Source organism: Bacillus sp. L75 (genome assembly GCF_003676355.1).
GTDB classification, from domain to species: domain Bacteria; phylum Bacillota; class Bacilli; order Bacillales; family Bacillaceae; genus Bacillus; species Bacillus velezensis.
In genome coordinates, this window is sequence record NZ_ML064903.1 from 414,265 (window position 1) to 432,155 (window position 17,891).

Annotated in this window: 18 protein-coding genes; 16 read left to right on the forward strand and 2 right to left on the reverse strand. The window is 48.2% G+C overall.

From position 1 onward, the window contains the following. The first annotated feature begins 76 nt into the window (after nucleotides 1-76). The 8 genes from D5S11_RS08365 (at nucleotide 77) to D5S11_RS08400 (ending at nucleotide 10,109) form a co-directional block, all read left to right on the forward strand. The gene (locus tag D5S11_RS08365; RefSeq protein ID WP_015240180.1) at nucleotides 77-2,146 is read left to right on the forward strand and encodes a sigma-54 interaction domain-containing protein; all 2,070 of its coding nucleotides are present in this window, start codon (nucleotides 77-79) and stop codon (nucleotides 2,144-2,146) included. Nucleotides 2,147-2,268: 122 nt separating this feature from the next. Then, nucleotides 2,269-3,162 (forward strand): phosphate butyryltransferase, encoded by an 894-nt coding sequence (gene yqiS, locus D5S11_RS08370; RefSeq protein WP_032866400.1) that lies wholly within the window; start codon nucleotides 2,269-2,271, stop codon nucleotides 3,160-3,162. A 13-nt stretch (nucleotides 3,163-3,175) separates the two neighbouring features. Continuing rightward, the gene (bcd, locus tag D5S11_RS08375) at nucleotides 3,176-4,270 is read left to right on the forward strand and encodes a branched-chain amino acid dehydrogenase (protein ID WP_003153209.1); all 1,095 of its coding nucleotides are present in this window, start codon (nucleotides 3,176-3,178) and stop codon (nucleotides 4,268-4,270) included. A 17-nt stretch (nucleotides 4,271-4,287) separates the two neighbouring features. Beyond that, a complete protein-coding gene (gene buk, locus D5S11_RS08380) occupies nucleotides 4,288-5,403 on the forward strand; it encodes a butyrate kinase (protein ID WP_014721483.1) in 1,116 nt (371 codons plus the stop codon). After that, nucleotides 5,393-6,814, forward strand: a complete 1,422-nt coding sequence (gene lpdA, locus D5S11_RS08385; RefSeq protein WP_032866397.1) for a dihydrolipoyl dehydrogenase — start codon at nucleotides 5,393-5,395, stop codon at nucleotides 6,812-6,814. The genes buk and lpdA overlap by 11 nt, the downstream gene beginning before the upstream one ends. Nucleotides 6,815-6,836: 22 nt before the next feature. Further along, nucleotides 6,837-7,829, forward strand: coding sequence for a thiamine pyrophosphate-dependent dehydrogenase E1 component subunit alpha (locus D5S11_RS08390; RefSeq protein WP_007408383.1), 993 nt, complete (start codon nucleotides 6,837-6,839; stop codon nucleotides 7,827-7,829). A gap of 12 nt (nucleotides 7,830-7,841) precedes the next feature. Then, nucleotides 7,842-8,825, forward strand: a complete 984-nt coding sequence (gene bfmBAB, locus D5S11_RS08395; RefSeq protein ID WP_003153216.1) for a 3-methyl-2-oxobutanoate dehydrogenase subunit beta — start codon at nucleotides 7,842-7,844, stop codon at nucleotides 8,823-8,825. 21 nt (nucleotides 8,826-8,846) lie between these two features. After that, nucleotides 8,847-10,109: a dihydrolipoamide acetyltransferase family protein gene (locus tag D5S11_RS08400; protein ID WP_039063300.1), complete on the forward strand. Its 1,263-nt coding sequence runs from the start codon at nucleotides 8,847-8,849 to the stop codon at nucleotides 10,107-10,109. Between the two features lie 44 nt (nucleotides 10,110-10,153). Here D5S11_RS08400 and D5S11_RS08405 read toward each other — a convergent pair whose 3' ends face one another. Next, nucleotides 10,154-11,050 carry a YegS/Rv2252/BmrU family lipid kinase gene (locus tag D5S11_RS08405; RefSeq protein WP_020956063.1) on the reverse strand — a complete coding sequence of 299 codons (897 nt, stop codon included), beginning with the start codon at nucleotides 11,048-11,050 and terminating at the stop codon, nucleotides 10,154-10,156. A 178-nt stretch (nucleotides 11,051-11,228) separates the two neighbouring features. Between D5S11_RS08405 and brxB the strand changes: the two genes are divergently transcribed. The 6 genes from brxB to D5S11_RS08435 all read left to right on the forward strand — a co-directional run bounded on the left by brxB (nucleotide 11,229) and on the right by D5S11_RS08435 (nucleotide 15,745). Next, complete coding sequence (gene brxB, locus D5S11_RS08410) at nucleotides 11,229-11,666, forward strand: bacilliredoxin BrxB (RefSeq protein ID WP_003153223.1); 438 nt, start codon at nucleotides 11,229-11,231, stop codon at nucleotides 11,664-11,666. Between the two features lie 245 nt (nucleotides 11,667-11,911). Beyond that, nucleotides 11,912-12,679, forward strand: a complete 768-nt coding sequence (gene artP / locus D5S11_RS08415) for an arginine ABC transporter substrate-binding protein ArtP (protein WP_007408386.1) — start codon at nucleotides 11,912-11,914, stop codon at nucleotides 12,677-12,679. 61 nt (nucleotides 12,680-12,740) lie between these two features. Beyond that, nucleotides 12,741-13,400 carry an arginine ABC transporter permease ArtQ gene (gene artQ, locus D5S11_RS08420; protein WP_020956062.1) on the forward strand — a complete coding sequence of 220 codons (660 nt, stop codon included), beginning with the start codon at nucleotides 12,741-12,743 and terminating at the stop codon, nucleotides 13,398-13,400. Continuing rightward, a complete protein-coding gene (gene artM / locus D5S11_RS08425) occupies nucleotides 13,393-14,115 on the forward strand; it encodes an arginine ABC transporter ATP-binding protein ArtM (RefSeq protein WP_032866391.1) in 723 nt (240 codons plus the stop codon). Before artQ ends, artM begins: the two co-directional genes overlap by 8 nt. A gap of 76 nt (nucleotides 14,116-14,191) precedes the next feature. Then, a complete protein-coding gene (locus tag D5S11_RS08430) occupies nucleotides 14,192-15,145 on the forward strand; it encodes an aromatic acid exporter family protein (RefSeq protein ID WP_007408388.1) in 954 nt (317 codons plus the stop codon). 69 nt (nucleotides 15,146-15,214) lie between these two features. Continuing rightward, nucleotides 15,215-15,745: a L,D-transpeptidase gene (locus tag D5S11_RS08435; RefSeq protein WP_108724830.1), complete on the forward strand. Its 531-nt coding sequence runs from the start codon at nucleotides 15,215-15,217 to the stop codon at nucleotides 15,743-15,745. 13 nt (nucleotides 15,746-15,758) lie between these two features. Here D5S11_RS08435 and prli42 read toward each other — a convergent pair whose 3' ends face one another. Next, nucleotides 15,759-15,854 carry a stressosome-associated protein Prli42 gene (gene prli42 / locus D5S11_RS19850; RefSeq protein WP_007408390.1) on the reverse strand — a complete coding sequence of 32 codons (96 nt, stop codon included), beginning with the start codon at nucleotides 15,852-15,854 and terminating at the stop codon, nucleotides 15,759-15,761. 93 nt (nucleotides 15,855-15,947) lie between these two features. Here prli42 and mce point away from each other — a divergent pair, with 93 nt between their 5' ends. Together mce and D5S11_RS08445 are read left to right on the forward strand one after the other, a co-directional pair. Continuing rightward, nucleotides 15,948-16,376 carry a methylmalonyl-CoA epimerase gene (gene mce / locus D5S11_RS08440; RefSeq protein ID WP_015240172.1) on the forward strand — a complete coding sequence of 143 codons (429 nt, stop codon included), beginning with the start codon at nucleotides 15,948-15,950 and terminating at the stop codon, nucleotides 16,374-16,376. Next, entirely contained in the window at nucleotides 16,363-17,886 is a 1,524-nt protein-coding gene (locus D5S11_RS08445) for an acyl-CoA carboxylase subunit beta (protein WP_020956058.1), read from the forward strand. Before mce ends, D5S11_RS08445 begins: the two co-directional genes overlap by 14 nt. The last annotated feature ends 5 nt before the right edge of the window (nucleotides 17,887-17,891 follow it).

Consider the following 17,891-nt stretch of genomic DNA (forward strand, 5'->3'; position numbering starts at 1 on the left):
GTAACATAGGGGTTGTGCAAATTATTGCAACGGGAAATACAGGTGTGCAAATTTTTTCATATAAAGGGGTATCGGGATGCAGAAGGTGCTGATTATAGGTGCTGGTAAAGGAGGCACGGCGCTCCTACAGATTTTGATGAAAACAAAGCTGATCCGGATTATTGCGGTGGTTGATCAAGATCCGGAGGCGCAAGGGCTGCAAGAAGCCCGGAAATATGGAATTGCAACCTCATCAGATTGGAAACCCTACATAACTGAAGATATAGATATTATCATCCATACAACAGGCGATAAAGCGGTCATGGATGAGCTGCTCCATGAGAAAAAAGAACAAACCATCGTCATGCCGGGAAAATTGGCGTACATGGTGTTTCAGCTGATGGAGGAAAAACAGCAGCTTATCCAAATGCTGAAGTCGCAGACGTATAAGCATGACCGGATTTTTAATTCAACGCACGACGGCATGATTTTTATAGACGTCAACGAAACGATCATTTTATTTAATCAGATGGCTGAAAAAATGGTCGGCCAAAAACGGGAGGATGTCATCGGCCGCCAAATTAAAGATGTAGTGCCGAACACAAAGCTGCCGCGGATTCTGGAAACGAGAGAGCCGGAATATAACCAGAAGCAGCTTCTCGGAAAGCACCTGCAGATTGTCACGACAAGACTGCCGATCATTGATGAAGGCGGAAAACTTCTCGGCGCGTTATGCGTGTTTAAAGATATCACCGACGCAGTTGAACTGGCGGAAGAGGTCACGAACTTAAAACAAATCCGCACCATGCTTGAAGCGATTATACAATCATCAGACGAGGCCATTTCTGTCGTTGATGAAAACGGCATCGGAATGTTAATCAACAAAGCGTATACAAAAATGACCGGGCTGTCAGAAAGCGAAGTCATCGGAAAACCCGCTTCCACCGATATCTCAGAAGGGGAGAGCATGCACCTGAAAGTATTGGGGACAAGGCGGCCCGTGCGGGGTGTGAGAATGAAGGTCGGCCCCAATAAAAAGGATGTTATCGTAAATGTTGCCCCCGTTATTGTGGACGGTATTTTAAAAGGCAGCGTCGGCGTCATCCACGACGTGTCAGAAATTAAAACGCTGACTGCTGAGCTGAATCGGGCGCGCCAGATCATCCGCACGCTTGAAGCGAAATACACGTTTGACGACATTATCGGCACGAGTGAACAAATGCTGGTCGCCCTTGAACAGGCGAAGCTCGGGGCGAAAACGCCGGCGACGATTCTGCTGCGGGGAGAATCCGGCACAGGAAAAGAACTTTTCGCCCACGCCATCCATAATGAAAGCGACCGAAAATACAATAAGTTCATTCGGGTCAATTGTGCGGCCCTGTCTGAATCACTGCTAGAATCCGAGCTTTTCGGCTATGAGGAAGGCGCGTTTACGGGCGCGAGGCGCGGGGGCAAAAAAGGACTTTTTGAGGAAGCGAATAACGGCAGCATTTTCTTAGATGAAATCGGAGAGCTGACCCAAAGCACCCAGGCAAAGCTGCTCAGAGTTCTGCAGGAAAAAGAAATTATCAGAGTCGGCGGCGCTAAAGCGATTTCTGTCAATGTCAGAATTATCGCAGCGACAAACGTCAACATCGAAAAGGCCATGGCGGAAGGCGCGTTCCGTGAAGACCTGTATTACCGGATTAACCGCTATCCGATCTCAATCCCGCCGCTTCGGCAGCGCAAAGAAGATATTGAAGCGCTGAGCATTCGGCTCATTGAAAAAATCAATCAGGATTACGGCCGCAATGTAAAGGGGCTCACGCCGAACGCGCTGCGAGCTTTATCAGCCTACAGCTGGCCGGGAAACGTCCGGGAGCTTGAAAATGTTCTCGGACGGGCAATGATATTTTTAGAGCCGCACATGGAACGGATCGAACAGCAGCATCTGCCTGTTTTTGAATCAGAGCTGAATGAAAAAAACGGCACCCAAAGTGATTTTCCGGATGTGGAAGGGGAAAAGCTGTCTCAGGCTGTTGAAAAATTTGAAGCGCACGTCATTCAAAAAACGCTTGAAAAGCATAAATTCAACCGAACCAAAACGGCAAAAGCGCTTGGTGTCAGCATTCGGAATCTGTACTACAAAATGGATAAGTACGGCCTTGCAAATGACGGCATGCAATAAATTGCAGAGAAAGCGCAAACAGCTGCATGTTTTCTTGAAGAAAGCCGGAATAAACCCTCCCGCATATTTGGCACGGAACTTGCATTGTTAAAAGCGGATTCGCACAAGGAAGGTGGTACAAAATGAAGCTGAGAGACCTAGTTGAAAAAGCCGCGGCAAAAAACGCAAAAACCATTGCAGTGGCCCACGCAGCAGATAAAGAAGTGATCCAGGCCGTCAAAATGGCGGCAGAACACTTGTCGGCACGATTTTTACTGACGGGTGACAGCGGAAAGCTGAAAGAGCTTCTCGCAAATGAGCCGAAGTTCAATGCTGAAATCATCCACGCCGATTCACCCGAAGAATCTGCGGCAAAAGCAGTGCGCGCAGTGCGTGAACAAGAGGCGGACGTTTTAATGAAAGGGAATCTCCCGAGCTCAACTCTTCTGAAATCGGTTTTAAACCGCCATGAAGGGCTTCGTTCAAAAAGGGTGTTATCACATGTAGCTGTTTTTGAGGTGCCGGACTATGACCGGCTGATGTATGTGACTGATTCAGCGCTGAACATTGCCCCGTCTCTTGAAGAGCTCGGGCATATTCTGCAAAATGCGGTTCATGTCGCACATTCAGTAGGGAATCCTATGCCGAAAGCCGCAGTCCTTGCCGCTATTGAAACGGTTAATCCGAAAATGGAGGTGACGCTGAACGCGGCTGCGATCGTCCAGATGTGCAATAGAGGACAGATTACCGGCTGCATTGCGGACGGACCGCTTGCTTTGGATAATGCCGTATCCAAAGCGGCTGCGCTGCAAAAAGGGATTTCCGGAAGCGTAGCGGGCCAGGCGGATATTCTCTTGGTTCCTTCAATCGAGGCCGGAAATATGCTTTATAAGTCAATGATTTATTTTGCGAAAGCAAGTGTTGCTGCCGTCATCGCCGGTGCAAAAGCGCCGATCGCATTAACGAGCAGAGCGGATACCGCAGAAAATAAACTGTATTCAATTGCGCTTGCGATTTGCGCATCACAAGAACAGTAGGAGGAACGAACCTATGGAAATTTTTAAATATATGGAGACTTATGATTACGAACAATTGGTATTCTGCCAAGATGAACAATCCGGATTAAAAGCGATCATCGCGATTCATGATACGACGCTCGGCCCCGCACTCGGCGGAACAAGAATGTGGACATATGACAGTGAAGAAGCGGCGATTGAAGATGCACTAAGACTCGCAAAAGGCATGACTTATAAAAATGCGGCTGCCGGTTTAAACTTAGGCGGCGGGAAAACCGTTATTATCGGAGACCCGCGCAAAGATAAAAATGAAGAAATGTTCCGCGCGTTCGGGCGCTACATCCAAGGCTTAAACGGAAGGTATATTACGGCGGAAGACGTCGGCACCACCGTTGAAGATATGGACATCATTCATGATGAAACAGACTATGTAACCGGAATTTCTCCGGCATTCGGTTCATCAGGAAATCCGTCCCCGGTTACGGCGTACGGCGTCTACAAAGGGATGAAAGCCGCAGCGAAAGCGGCGTTTGGCACTGATTCACTGGAAGGTAAAACAATTGCCGTGCAAGGCGTGGGAAATGTGGCTTACAATCTATGCCGCCACCTTCACGAAGAAGGCGCTTCTTTAATCGTAACGGATATCAATAAAGAATCTGTTAAACGTGCCGTTGAGGATTTCGGCGCCCGCGCAGTTGATCCCGGCGACATTTACTCACAGGCGTGCGATATTTATGCCCCATGTGCTCTCGGCGCCGTCATTAACGATGACACGATTAAACAGCTGAAGGCGAAAGTCATTGCGGGAGCGGCCAATAACCAGCTGAAAGAAACACGTCACGGCGATACCATTCATGAAATGGGAATCGTGTACGCTCCGGATTATGTCATCAATGCAGGCGGCGTCATCAATGTGGCCGATGAGCTTTACGGCTACAATGCTGAGCGGGCTTTGAAAAAAGTTGAAGGCATCTATGCAAACATTGAGCGGGTGCTCGATATTTCCGCGCGTGACGGCATTCCGACATACTTAGCGGCCGACCGTCTGGCTGAGGAACGAATTGAGCGCATGCGCCGTTCAAGAAGCCAGTTTCTGCAAAACGGCCAAAGTATATTAAGCAGACGATAGGAATTTGATCTGGAGGTATGAAAATGTTCGAAAAGGAAAAACGCATTCTCATTCTGAATCCAGGCTCAACATCAACGAAAATCGGTGTCTTTCACAATGAACGCTGTATCTTTGAAAAGACGCTGCGGCATCCCGAAGAAGAGCTGAAAACATTTAACAGCATCATCGACCAATACGAATTTCGAAAAATAAGCATTCTTGAGTCTTTGCACGAACAGGGCATCAACATTTCAAAGTTCGATGCCGTTTGTGCCAGAGGCGGCCTGCTCAGACCGATTGAGGGCGGCACATATGAAGTGAATGACGCCATGATCACTGATTTGAAAAACGGCTACAACGGCCAGCATGCTTCTAATCTGGGCGGAATTATTGCCAGGGAAATAGCTGACGGATTAAATATCCCCGCGTATATCGTCGATCCGGTTGTGGTGGATGAGATGACTCCGCTCGCTAAAGTATCAGGAATGCCTGAAATCAAGCGGAAAAGCATTTTCCATGCTTTGAATCAAAAAGCTGTTGCCCGTCAGGCGGCGGCGTCCCTCGGCAAACGGTATGAACAGATGAAGATGATCGTCACTCATATGGGCGGCGGCACCACAGTCGGTGTCCATGATTGCGGACGGGTGACGGATGTCAACAACGGGCTTCACGGAGAAGGACCCTTCAGCCCGGAGCGCGCGGGAACTGTTCCGGCGGGTGATTTGGTAGAAATGTGTTTTTCCGGCAAGTATTCAAAAGCCGATATGATGAAAAAACTTGTCGGCACGGGCGGACTCTCCGGCTACCTGGGGACAACGGACGCGGTGAAGGTGGAAAAACGCATTCAGGCCGGAGATGAAAACGCGCGTCTCATTTATGACGCCATGGCTTATCAAGTAGCAAAAGAAATCGGGGCGGCAAGCGCCGTTTTAAAAGGAAAAGTAGACATTATCGTCCTGACGGGCGGATTGGCGTACGGGAAAAGTTTCGTATCCGCCATCAGATCGTACATAGATTGGATTTCGGATGTACTGGTGTACCCGGGAGAAAATGAACTGCAATCTCTCGCGCAAGGCGCGCTTCGGGTTTTAGCCGGTGAGGAGCAGTCAAAGCAATATCAGATCGGCGAAGGAGTGAAAACAAATGGCGACTGAGTATGATGTGGTCATTCTGGGCGGCGGCACGGGCGGTTATGTAGCCGCCATCAGAGCGGCCCAGCTCGGCTTAAAAACGGCCGTTGTAGAAAAAGAAAAGCTCGGCGGAACATGTCTGCATAAAGGATGTATCCCGAGTAAAGCGCTGTTAAGAAGCGCGGAAGTGTACCGAACCGCAAAGGAAGCGGCAGCATTCGGCATTGAAACGGAAGGTGTCTCCCTCCGCTTTGACAGCGTGCAAAAACGAAAGCAGGGAATCGTTGACCGGCTGGCCGGCGGTGTCGCCCACTTGATGAAAAAGGGGAAGATTGATGTATTCAACGGGTACGGACGTATGCTCGGCCCTTCCATCTTCTCACCTCTGCCCGGTACGGTTTCCGTCGAATACGCAAATGGTGAAGAAAACGACATGCTGATACCGAAACAATTGATTATCGCAACCGGTTCAAGGCCGAAAATGCTGCCGGGTTTAGAAGCAGACGGTACATATATTCTGACATCAGATGAAGCGTTAGAGCTTGAACGTCTGCCCCAATCCATGATGATCGTCGGCGGCGGTGTCATCGGAATTGAATGGGCATCCATGCTGAACGATTTCGGCGTCAATATCACTGTGATTGAATATGCGGACCGCATTTTGCCGACGGAAGACCGTGATATTTCAAGCGAGATGGAAAAACTGTTAACGAAAAGAGGAATTAAGGTCGTGACGGGTGCGAAAGTGCTTCCGGATACATTGGAAAAAGCGGACGGCGTTTCAATTGCCGCTGAAAAGAATGGAAAAAAAGAAACGTATCACGCGGAACAAATGCTTGTTTCCATCGGCCGCCAGCCGAACATTGAAGGGATCGGGCTTGAAAACACGGATATTGAAGCGGAAAACGGTTCTATCATCGTGAACGAAGCCGGGCAGACGAAGGAATCGCACATTTATGCGATCGGTGATGTTGTCGGCGGGCTGCAGCTTGCGCATGTGGCCTCCCGTGAGGGCATCATTGCCGTTGAGCATATGGCGGGTCTTAATCCGGCTCCGCTTGATGCCGCTCTTGTGCCGAAATGTATTTATTCAAATCCGGAAGCGGCGAGCGTCGGTCTGACAGAAGAGGAAGCTCTTCGAAAAGGGCATGAACTGAAGATCGGGAAGTTTCCGTTCATGGCGATCGGAAAGGCTCTTGTATACGGAGAAAGCGACGGCTTTGTCAAAATCGTCGCCGATCGGAATACAGATGATATTCTCGGTGTTCATATGATCGGCCCGCACGTCACCGATATGATCTCTGAAGCGGGGCTTGCCAAGGTGCTCGACGCGACGCCTTGGGAAATCGGCCAGTCCATACATCCGCATCCGTCGCTTTCAGAGGCGATTGGAGAAGCTGCGTTAGCCGCAGACGGAAACGCGATTCATTTTTAAAAGGAAAGAAGGAGGGGTTTGAATGACTACAAACCGCCATCAAGCATTAGGGCTCTCTGACGAAGAAGCCGTTGAAATGTATAGAACCATGCTGTTAGCCAGAAAAATCGACGAAAGAATGTGGCTCTTAAACCGCTCGGGCAAAATTCCGTTCGTTGTTTCATGTCAAGGACAGGAAGCGGCGCAAGTAGGCGCGGCCTATGCCTTAAACCGTGATACCGACTATGTGCTTCCGTACTACAGAGATATAGGGGTTGTGCTTGCATTCGGTATGACTGCAAAGGATTTGATGATGTCGGGTTTTGCGAAAGCAGCTGACCCGAACTCAGGCGGAAGGCAGATGCCGGGCCACTTCGGGCAAAAGGAAAACAGAATCGTAACGGGCTCATCCCCTGTTACGACGCAGGTTCCTCACGCAGTCGGAATCGCGCTTGCGGGACGCATGGATAAAAAGGATATCGTCTCTTTCGTTACCTTTGGAGAAGGATCTTCCAACCAGGGGGATTTTCACGAAGGGGCAAACTTTGCCGCCGTGTATAAACTGCCGGTCATTTTCATGTGTGAAAACAATAAGTATGCCATTTCTGTCCCGTATGACAGACAGGTGGCGTGCGAGAAAATATCCGACCGGGCGGCAGGCTACGGCATGCCGGGAGTCACTGTTGACGGAAACGACCTGCTGGAAGTTTACCGGGCCGTAAAAGAAGCGCGCGAACGGGCGTCTAAAGGCGAAGGCCCTACATTAATAGAAACGGTTTCCTACCGTTTGACGCCGCATTCCAGTGATGACGACGACAGCAGCTACAGAGAACGCGAAGAAGTAGAAGAAGCAAAGAAACAAGATCCGCTTCTTTTATACAAAGCATACTTGCAAGAAGCCGGGCTTCTAGGTGAAGAAGAAGAAAAGACCATGCTGGATGACATCATGGCTATCGTAAACGAAGCGACAGACGAAGCGGAGAAAGCGCCATACGCATCTCCTGAATCAACGCTTGATCACGTTTATGCGAAGTAGGGAGGAATACTTATGTCTGTAATGTCTTATATTGACAGTATTAATGCAGCAATGAAAGAAGAAATGGAAAGAGATCCGCGCGTGTTTGTTCTCGGGGAAGACGTCGGGAGAAAAGGCGGCGTGTTTAAAGCCACGGCGGGTCTCTATGAACAGTTCGGAGAAGAGCGGGTGATGGATACGCCGCTTGCTGAATCAGCGATTGCCGGTGTCGGCATCGGCGCCGCGATGTACGGCATGCGCCCGATTGCCGAGATGCAGTTTGCCGATTTCATTCTGCCTGCGGTCAACCAAATCATTTCAGAAGCGGCAAAAATACGCTACCGTTCAAACAATGATTGGAGCTGTCCGATGGTCATCAGAGCGCCTTACGGCGGCGGCGTGCACGGCGCGTTGTATCATTCCCAATCTGTGGAGGCTATTTTTGCCAACCAGCCGGGCCTTAAAATTGTCATGCCTTCAACTCCTTATGACGCAAAAGGGTTGTTGAAAGCTGCAGTCCGTGACGAAGATCCGGTGCTGTTTTTCGAACATAAGAGGGCGTACCGTCTGATTAAAGGCGAAGTCCCTGCGGATGATTACGTCCTTCCGATCGGAAAGGCGGATGTAAAACGCGAAGGCAGCGACATTACTGTTATTACGTACGGATTATGCGTCCATTTTGCTCTGCAGGCTGCCGAGCGCCTTGAAAAAGACGGAATTTCCGCACACGTATTAGATTTGCGTACGGTTTATCCGTTAGATAAAGAAGCCATCATTGAAGCCGCGTCTAAAACGGGAAAAGTATTGCTGATCACAGAAGATACGAAAGAAGGCGGTATTATGAGCGAGGTCGCCGCCATTATTTCTGAAAACTGCTTATTTGATTTAGACGCGCCGATCAAGCGGCTTGCAGGTCCTGACGTTCCGGCAATGCCTTATGCGCCGACAATGGAAAAATACTTCATGATGAATCCTGACAAAGCAGAAGCCGCGATGAGAGAATTAGCGGAGTTTTAAAGACGTAAGGAGGTTTTTGACATGGCGATTGAACAAATGGCTATGCCTCAGCTCGGAGAGAGCGTGACGGAAGGGACGATCAGCAAGTGGCTGGTATCCCCCGGTGATCAAGTGAATAAATATGACCCCATCGCGGAGGTCATGACGGATAAAGTGAATGCGGAGGTGCCGTCTTCTTTTACCGGTACGATTACAGAACTTGTAGGAGAAGAAGGCCAGACTCTTGCAGTCGGCGAGATCATCTGCAAAATTGAAACAGAAGAAACGGAAACCGAAGAGGCGCCGAAGCGGGAAGAAGAGCAGAATACCCCTTCAGACACCGGTGCAAACCGTCAAGGTAAAGATCAGTCAAATAAAGCGCGTTATTCGCCGGCTGTGCTCAGATTAGCGGGAGAACACGGCATTCAGCTTGAAGAAGTTGAAGGAACGGGTGCAGGCGGAAGAATTACGCGAAAAGACATTCAAAAGATCATTGATTCGGGAATGAAGCAGAAGTCGGAAGCACCGGCGCCGGCTGCCGTTCAAACAACGCAACAAGCGCCGAAACAACAGCAAAAACAAGCGCCGGCACCCGCTCTGTCAGCCGGTGATATTGAAATTCCGGTTACAGGCGTCAGAAAAGCCATCGCCGCCAATATGCATAAAAGCAAAACAGAAATTCCGCATGCCTGGACGATGATGGAAGTCGACGTCACGAACATGACGGCGTACAGAAACAGCATTAAAGACTCATTTAAACAGAAAGAAGGCTTCAATTTAACGTTTTTCGCTTTCTTTGTAAAAGCGGCGGCGCAGGCTCTCAAGGAGTTCCCGCAGATGAACAGCATGTGGGCGGGAGACAAAATCGTCCAAAAGAAAGACATCAACATCTCCATTGCCGTTGCCACGGAAGATTCGCTGTTTGTTCCGGTTATTAAGCATGCTGATGAAAAAACGATTAAAGGCATAGCCAGAGAAATAACGGACCTTGCGAAAAAAGTGAGAAACGGAAAACTTACTGCGGAAGATATGCAGGGCGGCACATTTACCGTCAATAACACGGGATCTTTCGGCTCAGTTCAATCTATGGGCATTATCAACCATCCGCAGGCGGCGATTCTTCAGGTAGAATCTATCGTCAAACGTCCGGTTGTCATGAATAACGGGATGATCGCCGTTCGTGATATGGTTAATCTTTGCCTGTCTTTAGATCACAGAGTGCTCGACGGGCTCGTGTGCGGCCGATTCCTCGGACGCGTCAAAGAGATCTTAGAAAACATTGATGAACATACTTCCGTCTATTAAAAAAAACTCCTTTTGCCCGGGCGGCAAAAGGAGTTTTTTTATTTTCATTGTGAATCCTCGGGAACAATCATAGTGAGATGATGTTTTTTCACTTCGATCGTACAAGGTGTTGTTCCGTATACCTCGCCATCTGTATCCGCGTCCATCTCACGTCCGGTTTCGATTTCAATCCTGGAGGCCTGAATATAGGACAGCTCCCCTTTGAAATCATCAAACGAACCCTGCTCCATCGTCATCAGCTCCCGCAACGCGGCAAGGCTTGTGTTGCGGCAGATTAACACATCGGCTAAGCCGTCCTGGAGGCTGGCATCAGGCAGGGGAACTCTGTTTGTCCCGATATAATGCCCGTTCATGACAAGCACCATTACGGCTTCGTCTTCTTTCACCTCGCCGTCAATCGTCAATTTGACAGGAAACGGGTTCGCGCTTGTCATCGTCCGCAAGGCGCTCGTGAAGTAGCTGATTTTACCAAGCCATGCTTTTTCAGTTTCATTAATATGGCTTGATGCTTCGGTGATCAGTCCGATGCCCCAGAAGTTCAGAAAATAGCCGTCATCCGTTTTACAGACGTCAATCATCCGTTTATGTCCGGCCGCGAGCACTTCAGCGGCCTTTTGAAGGTTTTGCGGGATGCCGAGCGCCCGGGAGAAATCGTTGCACGTTCCTCCCGGCAAAATGCCGACAGCGGGTCTGTGATCAAGCTTGCTGATGCTGTTGATGCATTGATGCACAGTGCCGTCTCCGCCTAAAATATATAAATGGTCAACTGAACTGTCGAGATTTTCACAATACTGACGGGCATCATCCTGATGTTTGGTCGGTTTAATCAAAAGTTCATCAGCTGACTGGGCCAAAATGGGGACGACCGTGCCGAGCGTTTTATCAATCTGTTTTTGACCGGCGTTTCCGTTATAAATTAAAACTGCTTTCCGTTGGCTCATATGACTGCTCCTTTATTTCAGACAATCTCCTTAACAAGTTTCCCGTTTTTAAAGGGTCATAAACTTACATCGGGAACATAAAAGGGACAAAAAACAATTGGATATGAGCGGTGTCATTTGCCGATAGGGAGGTTCCTTGCTATCATAAGAAGAGATGATCAAAAAGGAGAGGTCCCAATTGAATATGGATTTTAATTTATTTATGAATGATGTCGTGCGTCAAGCCCGCCAGGAAATCACGGCCGCCGGGTATACAGAGCTGAAAACCGCTGAGGAAGTGGACGAAGCGCTTTCGAAAAAAGGAACGACACTCGTCATGGTCAACTCTGTATGCGGATGCGCAGGCGGTATTGCACGGCCTGCCGCGTACCATTCCGTACATTACGATAAACGCCCGGATCAGCTTGTGACGGTATTTGCCGGACAGGATAAAGAAGCGACAGCCAAAGCGAGAGAATACTTTGAAGGCTATCCGCCGTCCTCTCCGTCATTTGCCATTTTAAAAGACGGGAAAATCATGAAAATGGTGGAACGCCATGAAATTGAAGGCCATGAGCCGATGGCCGTCGTCACAAAACTGCAGGAAGCATTTGAAGAATATTGTGAAGAAGTATAAGTGAAAGAAAAACCCCGGAGCCAAGCGCTTGCGGGGTTTTTTTATATGGCATCTGTATAAATATAAATGTTTATACATCGGCGTTCAGCTGTCACTAACCTGAAAAACAATGACTATAATAAACACAGAAAGGAAAATATATTTTTCAAAAATAGTATTGCATCACAATTAAAAAGTGTTTAAAATACAAGTTAACGAATAAATATTCAAATTTAAGAGATCAGTAGATATGGGGGAAATGAATCATGAAGAAATGGCTGTTGGTATTAGCTGCCGCATGTATCACCTTTGCGCTGTCCGCTTGCGGATCAGGCAATTCAGGCTCAGAGGGCGGAAAGAACAAGCTGATTATGGGTACATCGGCTGACTATAAACCATTTGAATATAAAGACGGCGATCAGATCACCGGGTTTGACGTTGATCTGGCAAAAGCTCTAGGCAAAAAGACCGGCTATGACGTTGAGGTGCAGGACATGGACTTCAACAGCCTGATTACAGCCTTGAAGTCCAAGCAGGTAGATATGATTTTATCTGGAATGACACCTACACCGGAACGGAAAAAGCAAGTTGATTTTTCTGATATTTATTATACTGCTAACAATATGATCGTTACGAAAAAGGGAAGCAGCATGAAATCCCTGAATGATCTGAAAGGCAAAACCGTCGGTGTTCAGCTCGGCTCCATTCAAGAGGAAAAAGGCAAGAAGCTCGCTTCGAAATACGGTTTTCAGCTCGAAGACCGCAACCGGATCTCAGACTTAACCGAAGAGATCAAATCCGGGCGTTTTGATGCCGCGATTATCGAAGACATCGTAGCACAAGGCTATTTCAGCTCAAATCAAGATCTGCAGGGCTTTGCGTCAGCAGATGCGAAATCAGACGAATCGGGTTCCGCGATTGCGTTCCGCAAAGACAGTGATCTGACAGCGAAGTTCAACAAAGCGCTGAAAGAAATGGAGAAAAACGGAGAAATCGAAAAACTGAAGAAAAAATGGTTCACCAACGAGAAATAAAAGAAAGCTCAACTTTTCGTTGAGCTTTTTATCTTGAATAAAGACAAAGGAGATCACACGTATGAATTTGGATTTCTCAGCGACAATCCCCCAAATTCCTTTTATATTGGAAGGCCTTGCGGTCACATTAAAAATTGTGCTCGTTTCAGCGGTCATCGGTCTTGTATTAGGCATCGTGCTCAGCTTATTTAAAATCAGCACGATCAGTCCGCTGAAATGGATTGCGGATTTTTATACTTCGATATTCCGCGGCACGCCGCTCGTGCTGCAGCTGATGATCATCTATTTCGGTATGCCGCAGCTTCTGGGCTTTCAGATCGATCAATTTTGGGCGGCGGTCACCGCATTATCGCTCAATTCAGCCGCTTACGTCTCTGAAATTATCAGAGCGGGAATCAACGCAATTGACAAAGGACAACAAGAGGCTGCCGTCGCTCTCGGCGTGCCGTACGGAAAAATGATGAAAGATCTGCTGCTGCCGCAGGCGTTTAAAAACATTTCTCCGGCTATTATTAACGAATTAATCACCTTAACGAAAGAATCGGCGATCGTCACAGTTATCGGTCTTGGCGACATTATGAGACGGGCCTACCAGTCCGGCGCCGCAACATACAACTATTTAGAACCTCTTATTGTGGCGGGCTTAATCTATTACGTGCTCGTTTTGATCTTAGCATTCATCGGAAAAGGCGTAGAAAGGAAGCTGAAAGCCAATGATTAAGGTCGACAACCTGTCAAAATCATTCGGGAAACATGAAGTACTGAAAAACATTTCAACACAGATCGAAGAAGGGGAAGTCGTCGCTGTCATCGGCCCTTCCGGTTCCGGCAAATCAACGTTTCTGCGCTGCTTAAATCTGCTGGAAACCCCGAGCGGCGGAACGATTGCCATTAAAGAAAATGAAATTACCGCAGCTAAAACGAATAAACTGAAAGTGCGGGAAAATATCGGCATGGTATTTCAGCATTTTCATTTGTTTCCTCATAAAACGGTGTTTGAAAATATCACATACGCGCCGGTCAGCGTGAAGAAAGAGTCTAAAAACGAGGCGGAGGAAAAGGCGTGCGCCCTCCTTGAAAAAGTCGGACTGCTTGACAAACGGAACGACTATCCGAACCGTTTGTCAGGCGGACAGAAGCAGCGGGTCGCCATCGCGCGGGCGCTTGCCATGAATCCTGACATCATGCTGTTTGATGAACCGACCTCGGCTCTTGACCCGGAAATGGTCAAAGAAGTTCTTGAGGTGATGAAAGAGCTCGCGCAGACGGGCATGACGATGGTGATCGTAACGCACGAAATGGGATTTGCCAAAGAAGTGGCAGACCGCGTATTATTCATGGATGAAGGGACGATCGTGGAAGACGGGCAGCCGGAAGAATTTTTTCTTTCTCCGAAGTCAAAAAGAGCACAGGACTTTTTAGAAAAAATATTATAAAATATAACTGGAAGAAAAGAAGAAGAATGCTCTTCTTCTTTTTTTTGAGAAAGAAACAAACAGAATGGAGCAAGCAATGTTTAAAATCGGTTACCGCACACTAAAGACCGCACTTGGAACGGCGCTGGCCATTTATTTAGCCCAGCTGTTGCATCTGCAAAACTTCGCATCCGCAGGAATCATCACCATATTGTGCATCCAGATTACGCAAAAGCGGTCGCTTCAGGCCTCGTGGGCCCGATTTGCCGCCTGTTTATTGGCGATCGTCTTCTCATATGTCTTTTTCGGGCTGATCGGCTATTATCCGTTTGCGATCGGAATATTGCTGGTGCTGTTCATTCCGACTACAGTCGTTTTAAAAATAAACGAAGGGATCGTCACCAGCTCAGTAATCATTCTTCATTTATATATGTCCGGCGGCATTACGATGGCGTTTATCTGGAATGAGTTCCAGCTGATCACCGTAGGTATCGGCGTCGCGCTGTTAATGAATCTGTATATGCCGAGCCTCGACAGAAAACTCGCGGCGTACCGGAAAAAAATCGAGGACAACTTTTCCGTCATCTTCGCCGAAATCGAACGGTATTTGTTAACTGGTGAGCAAGATTGGTCGGGGAAGGAAATACCGGAGACGCATCAGATGATTCAAGAGGCGAAAAACCTCGCCTATCGGGACGTGCAGAATCATATTTTGCGCCATGAAAATCTTTACTATCATTATTTTAAGATGAGACAGAAACAATTTGAAATCATTGAACGGCTGCTGCCGAAGATTACCTCTATTTCAATAACGGTGGAGCAGGGCAAAATAATCGCCCATTTCATCCATGAATTAAGGGAAGCCATTCATCCCGGCAATACCGCTCATAAATTTTTAAAAAGACTTGCAGAAATGAGAACGGAATTTGAAGAAATGCCGCTCCCGGCAACGCGCGAGGAGTTTGAAGCGCGGGCGGCTTTGTTCCACCTCCTCGGTGAGATGGAACAATATCTCGTGATTAAAAGTTATTTCAAAGGCATCAAGCTGTAAAAAACATATGGATCAATCGCATGAGTCCTCCTTTCATTGGTCATTCTAATGAAAAAAGGAGGGGAGCCCATGCGATTTTTTTTATTGTCAGCCGCCCTGCTGCTGTCTCCGCTTTGGCCGCTTGGCACGAACCCTTTGCCGGGTGACCCTTATATTATCGTCAATAAAGCCACAAATGCGCTTGCTGTTGTGAAGGATAACCGAATACAAGGCATTTATCAGGTGGCGACGGGAAAAACGGATGATTTGACGCCTGAAGGAGAATTTACGGTAACGGTCAAAGCCGTCAATCCGTATTACCGGAAGAAAAATGTGAAGGGAGGCGCGCCGGAAAACCCGCTCGGCGTCCGCTGGATCGGTTTTGACGCGAAAGGAACCGACGGCAGGATATACGGCATTCACGGAACAAACAGAGAAGAGCTGATCGGGGGGTTTGTATCAAACGGCTGCATCCGTATGAAAAACCGGGATGTCATCCGTATTTTCCGGATTATCCCTCCCGGAACGAAAGTATTGATTACAAAAGAAAACCGCTCATTCGAGGAAATTGCAATAGAGCGGAAAGCCCTCATAAAAAAGCAGGAAACCCCCTTGCAATGAGGCGCCTGCTTTTTTACCGCAAATACATCATAATGCCTGAGAGGAGGGTTGAAAGTATAAATACGCCCAAAATGACGATGACGGCGCTTTTCATAAATTTTTGAGACATTGTTTCACTCCTTAAGATTACTGTCTATCATTTTAACGTGTTTTGCTTGTATGAACAAGCCATATCCTATGGCGGAAAGCAGGTGGCCGCGCTATGAAAAAACTTGATCATGTCGGCATTGCCGTCAGCTCTATTGAAGCTGCGAGAGGATTTTACGAACGGATGCTCGGGCTTACGTATATGGGAGACGAGCTGGTAAGCGGCCAAAATGTGAGAGTTGCTTTTTTAGAAGCGGGAGGCACAAAGCTTGAGCTGATTGAGCCGCTTTCGGACGCGTCTCCCGTCAGCTCTTTTTTACAGAAAAGAGGCGAAGGGCTGCATCATTTAGCATTCCGCTGCGCCGATATGAAGGAAACGATCAAGGAGCTTGAAGCATGCCGCATGACTTTGATCCATCATGAACCGCAAAACGGAGCGGGCGGGAAGAAGATCGCATTTCTCTCTCCAAAGGAGGCGAACGGGGTCCTGATTGAGCTTTGTGAAACAATTGAAAAAGGAGAAACTCAAGATGAGCATGAGTGATCATATCAGACACTTAAATGAAAGACGTTCCTTTTTAACAAACGGCGGCGGAGCGGAAAAAAATGAAAAACAGCACAAAAAAGGCAAGCTGACGGCAAGAGAAAGAATTGACTATTTATTGGACGAAGACAGTTTTTCAGAGCTGCAGCCGTTTGCCAAAAGCCGCATGCCCGGGTGCCAGAATGCTCCGGGAGACGGCGTTGTTACCGGATACGGCACAATTGACGGACGGCCCGTGTATTTGTTTGCCCATGACTTTACCGTACTCGGCGGGACGCTCGGCGAGACACATGCGGAAAAAATCGCGGCGGTAATGGATCTGGCGGCGAAAAATAAAACCCCGATCATCGGGCTGAACGACTCAGGTGGTGCGAGAATTCAAGAGGGTGTGGTATCATTAAATGGATACGGTCATATCTTTAGGCGCAACGTCCTTTACTCGGGAGTGATTCCGCAAATTTCTGTCATCCTTGGGCCGTGTGCCGGCGGTGCTGTTTATTCACCCGCATTGACGGATTTTGTGATTATGGCGGAACATACGTCGCACATGTTTATTACAGGCCCGAAAGTCATTGAACAGGTGACGGGTGAACAGATTGACGCGGAAAGTTTAGGCGGTGCGGGAATACATAATGTGATAAGCGGAAATGCCCACTATTCCGCACGAACGGAAAAAGAGGCTCTTTCCGCTGTGAAAACCCTGCTTTCTTATCTCCCGCACGGCGGACAGACGGCATTGCCCGTTAAAAAGGAAGACGCCAGACCGTTATTAAACACCCTCGTTCCCGCGGACAGTTCGAAACCTTACGATGTGTTACAGGTAATAAAAGAGCTGGCGGATGACGGAACGTTTTTTGACATTCAGCCGTATTTTGCCAAAAACATTGCTGTCGGTTTTCTGAAACTCGGACGGCGTACAGTCGGTGTTGTCGCAAACCAGCCGAAACACTTGGCGGGGAGCCTCACGATTGATGCCGCTGACAAAGCGTCGAGATTCATCCGTTTTTGCGACGCGTTTCATATTCCGTTATTGACGATCGCTGATGTTCCTGGATTTCTTCCGGGCCTTCAGCAGGAACATGCGGGAATCATCCGTCACGGAGCAAAATTGCTGTATGCTTTTGCCGAAGCGACGGTGCCGAAAGTGACGCTCATCATCAGAAAAGCTTACGGAGGCGCCTATGTCGCCATGAATTCGAAAGGGCTCGGGGCAGATCTTGTATTCGCCTGGCCCAATGCGGAAATCGCCGTGATGGGAGCGGAAGGCGCGGCGTCGATTTTATACAGCAGAGACATACAGGCTTCTGACGACCCGGAGAAAACGAAGCGCGAAAAAAAAGCCATATACGAAAAGGAAAACGCCGGTCCGTATAAAGCGGCGGCCTGCGGAATGGTGGATGATATCATCCGGCCGGAAGACTCGAGGAAAAAATTGATTCAGGCATTTGACATGCTTGCGCATAAGGAAGAGGAAAGACCGAAAAAAAAGCACGGTAATATACCGCTTTAAACGGA

What these genes read in the sequence shown, in the direction of transcription:
- D5S11_RS08365 (WP_015240180.1), top strand. Translation starts at nt 77, where the DNA reads ATGCAGAAGGTGCTGATTATAGGTGCTGGTAAAGGAGGCACGGCGCTC.
- yqiS (WP_032866400.1), top strand. Translation starts at nt 2,269, where the DNA reads ATGAAGCTGAGAGACCTAGTTGAAAAAGCCGCGGCAAAAAACGCAAAA.
- bcd (WP_003153209.1), top strand. Translation starts at nt 3,176, where the DNA reads ATGGAAATTTTTAAATATATGGAGACTTATGATTACGAACAATTGGTA.
- buk (WP_014721483.1), top strand. Translation starts at nt 4,288, where the DNA reads ATGAAAATGTTCGAAAAGGAAAAACGCATTCTCATTCTGAATCCAGGC.
- lpdA (WP_032866397.1), top strand. Translation starts at nt 5,393, where the DNA reads ATGGCGACTGAGTATGATGTGGTCATTCTGGGCGGCGGCACGGGCGGT.
- D5S11_RS08390 (WP_007408383.1), top strand. Translation starts at nt 6,837, where the DNA reads ATGACTACAAACCGCCATCAAGCATTAGGGCTCTCTGACGAAGAAGCC.
- bfmBAB (WP_003153216.1), top strand. Translation starts at nt 7,842, where the DNA reads ATGTCTGTAATGTCTTATATTGACAGTATTAATGCAGCAATGAAAGAA.
- D5S11_RS08400 (WP_039063300.1), top strand. Translation starts at nt 8,847, where the DNA reads ATGGCGATTGAACAAATGGCTATGCCTCAGCTCGGAGAGAGCGTGACG.
- D5S11_RS08405 (WP_020956063.1), bottom strand. Translation starts at nt 11,050, where the DNA reads ATGAGCCAACGGAAAGCAGTTTTAATTTATAACGGAAACGCCGGTCAA.
- artP (WP_007408386.1), top strand. Translation starts at nt 11,912, where the DNA reads ATGAAGAAATGGCTGTTGGTATTAGCTGCCGCATGTATCACCTTTGCG.
- artQ (WP_020956062.1), top strand. Translation starts at nt 12,741, where the DNA reads ATGAATTTGGATTTCTCAGCGACAATCCCCCAAATTCCTTTTATATTG.
- artM (WP_032866391.1), top strand. Translation starts at nt 13,393, where the DNA reads ATGATTAAGGTCGACAACCTGTCAAAATCATTCGGGAAACATGAAGTA.
- D5S11_RS08430 (WP_007408388.1), top strand. Translation starts at nt 14,192, where the DNA reads ATGTTTAAAATCGGTTACCGCACACTAAAGACCGCACTTGGAACGGCG.
- D5S11_RS08435 (WP_108724830.1), top strand. Translation starts at nt 15,215, where the DNA reads ATGCGATTTTTTTTATTGTCAGCCGCCCTGCTGCTGTCTCCGCTTTGG.
- prli42 (WP_007408390.1), bottom strand. Translation starts at nt 15,854, where the DNA reads ATGTCTCAAAAATTTATGAAAAGCGCCGTCATCGTCATTTTGGGCGTA.
- mce (WP_015240172.1), top strand. Translation starts at nt 15,948, where the DNA reads ATGAAAAAACTTGATCATGTCGGCATTGCCGTCAGCTCTATTGAAGCT.
- D5S11_RS08445 (WP_020956058.1), top strand. Translation starts at nt 16,363, where the DNA reads ATGAGCATGAGTGATCATATCAGACACTTAAATGAAAGACGTTCCTTT.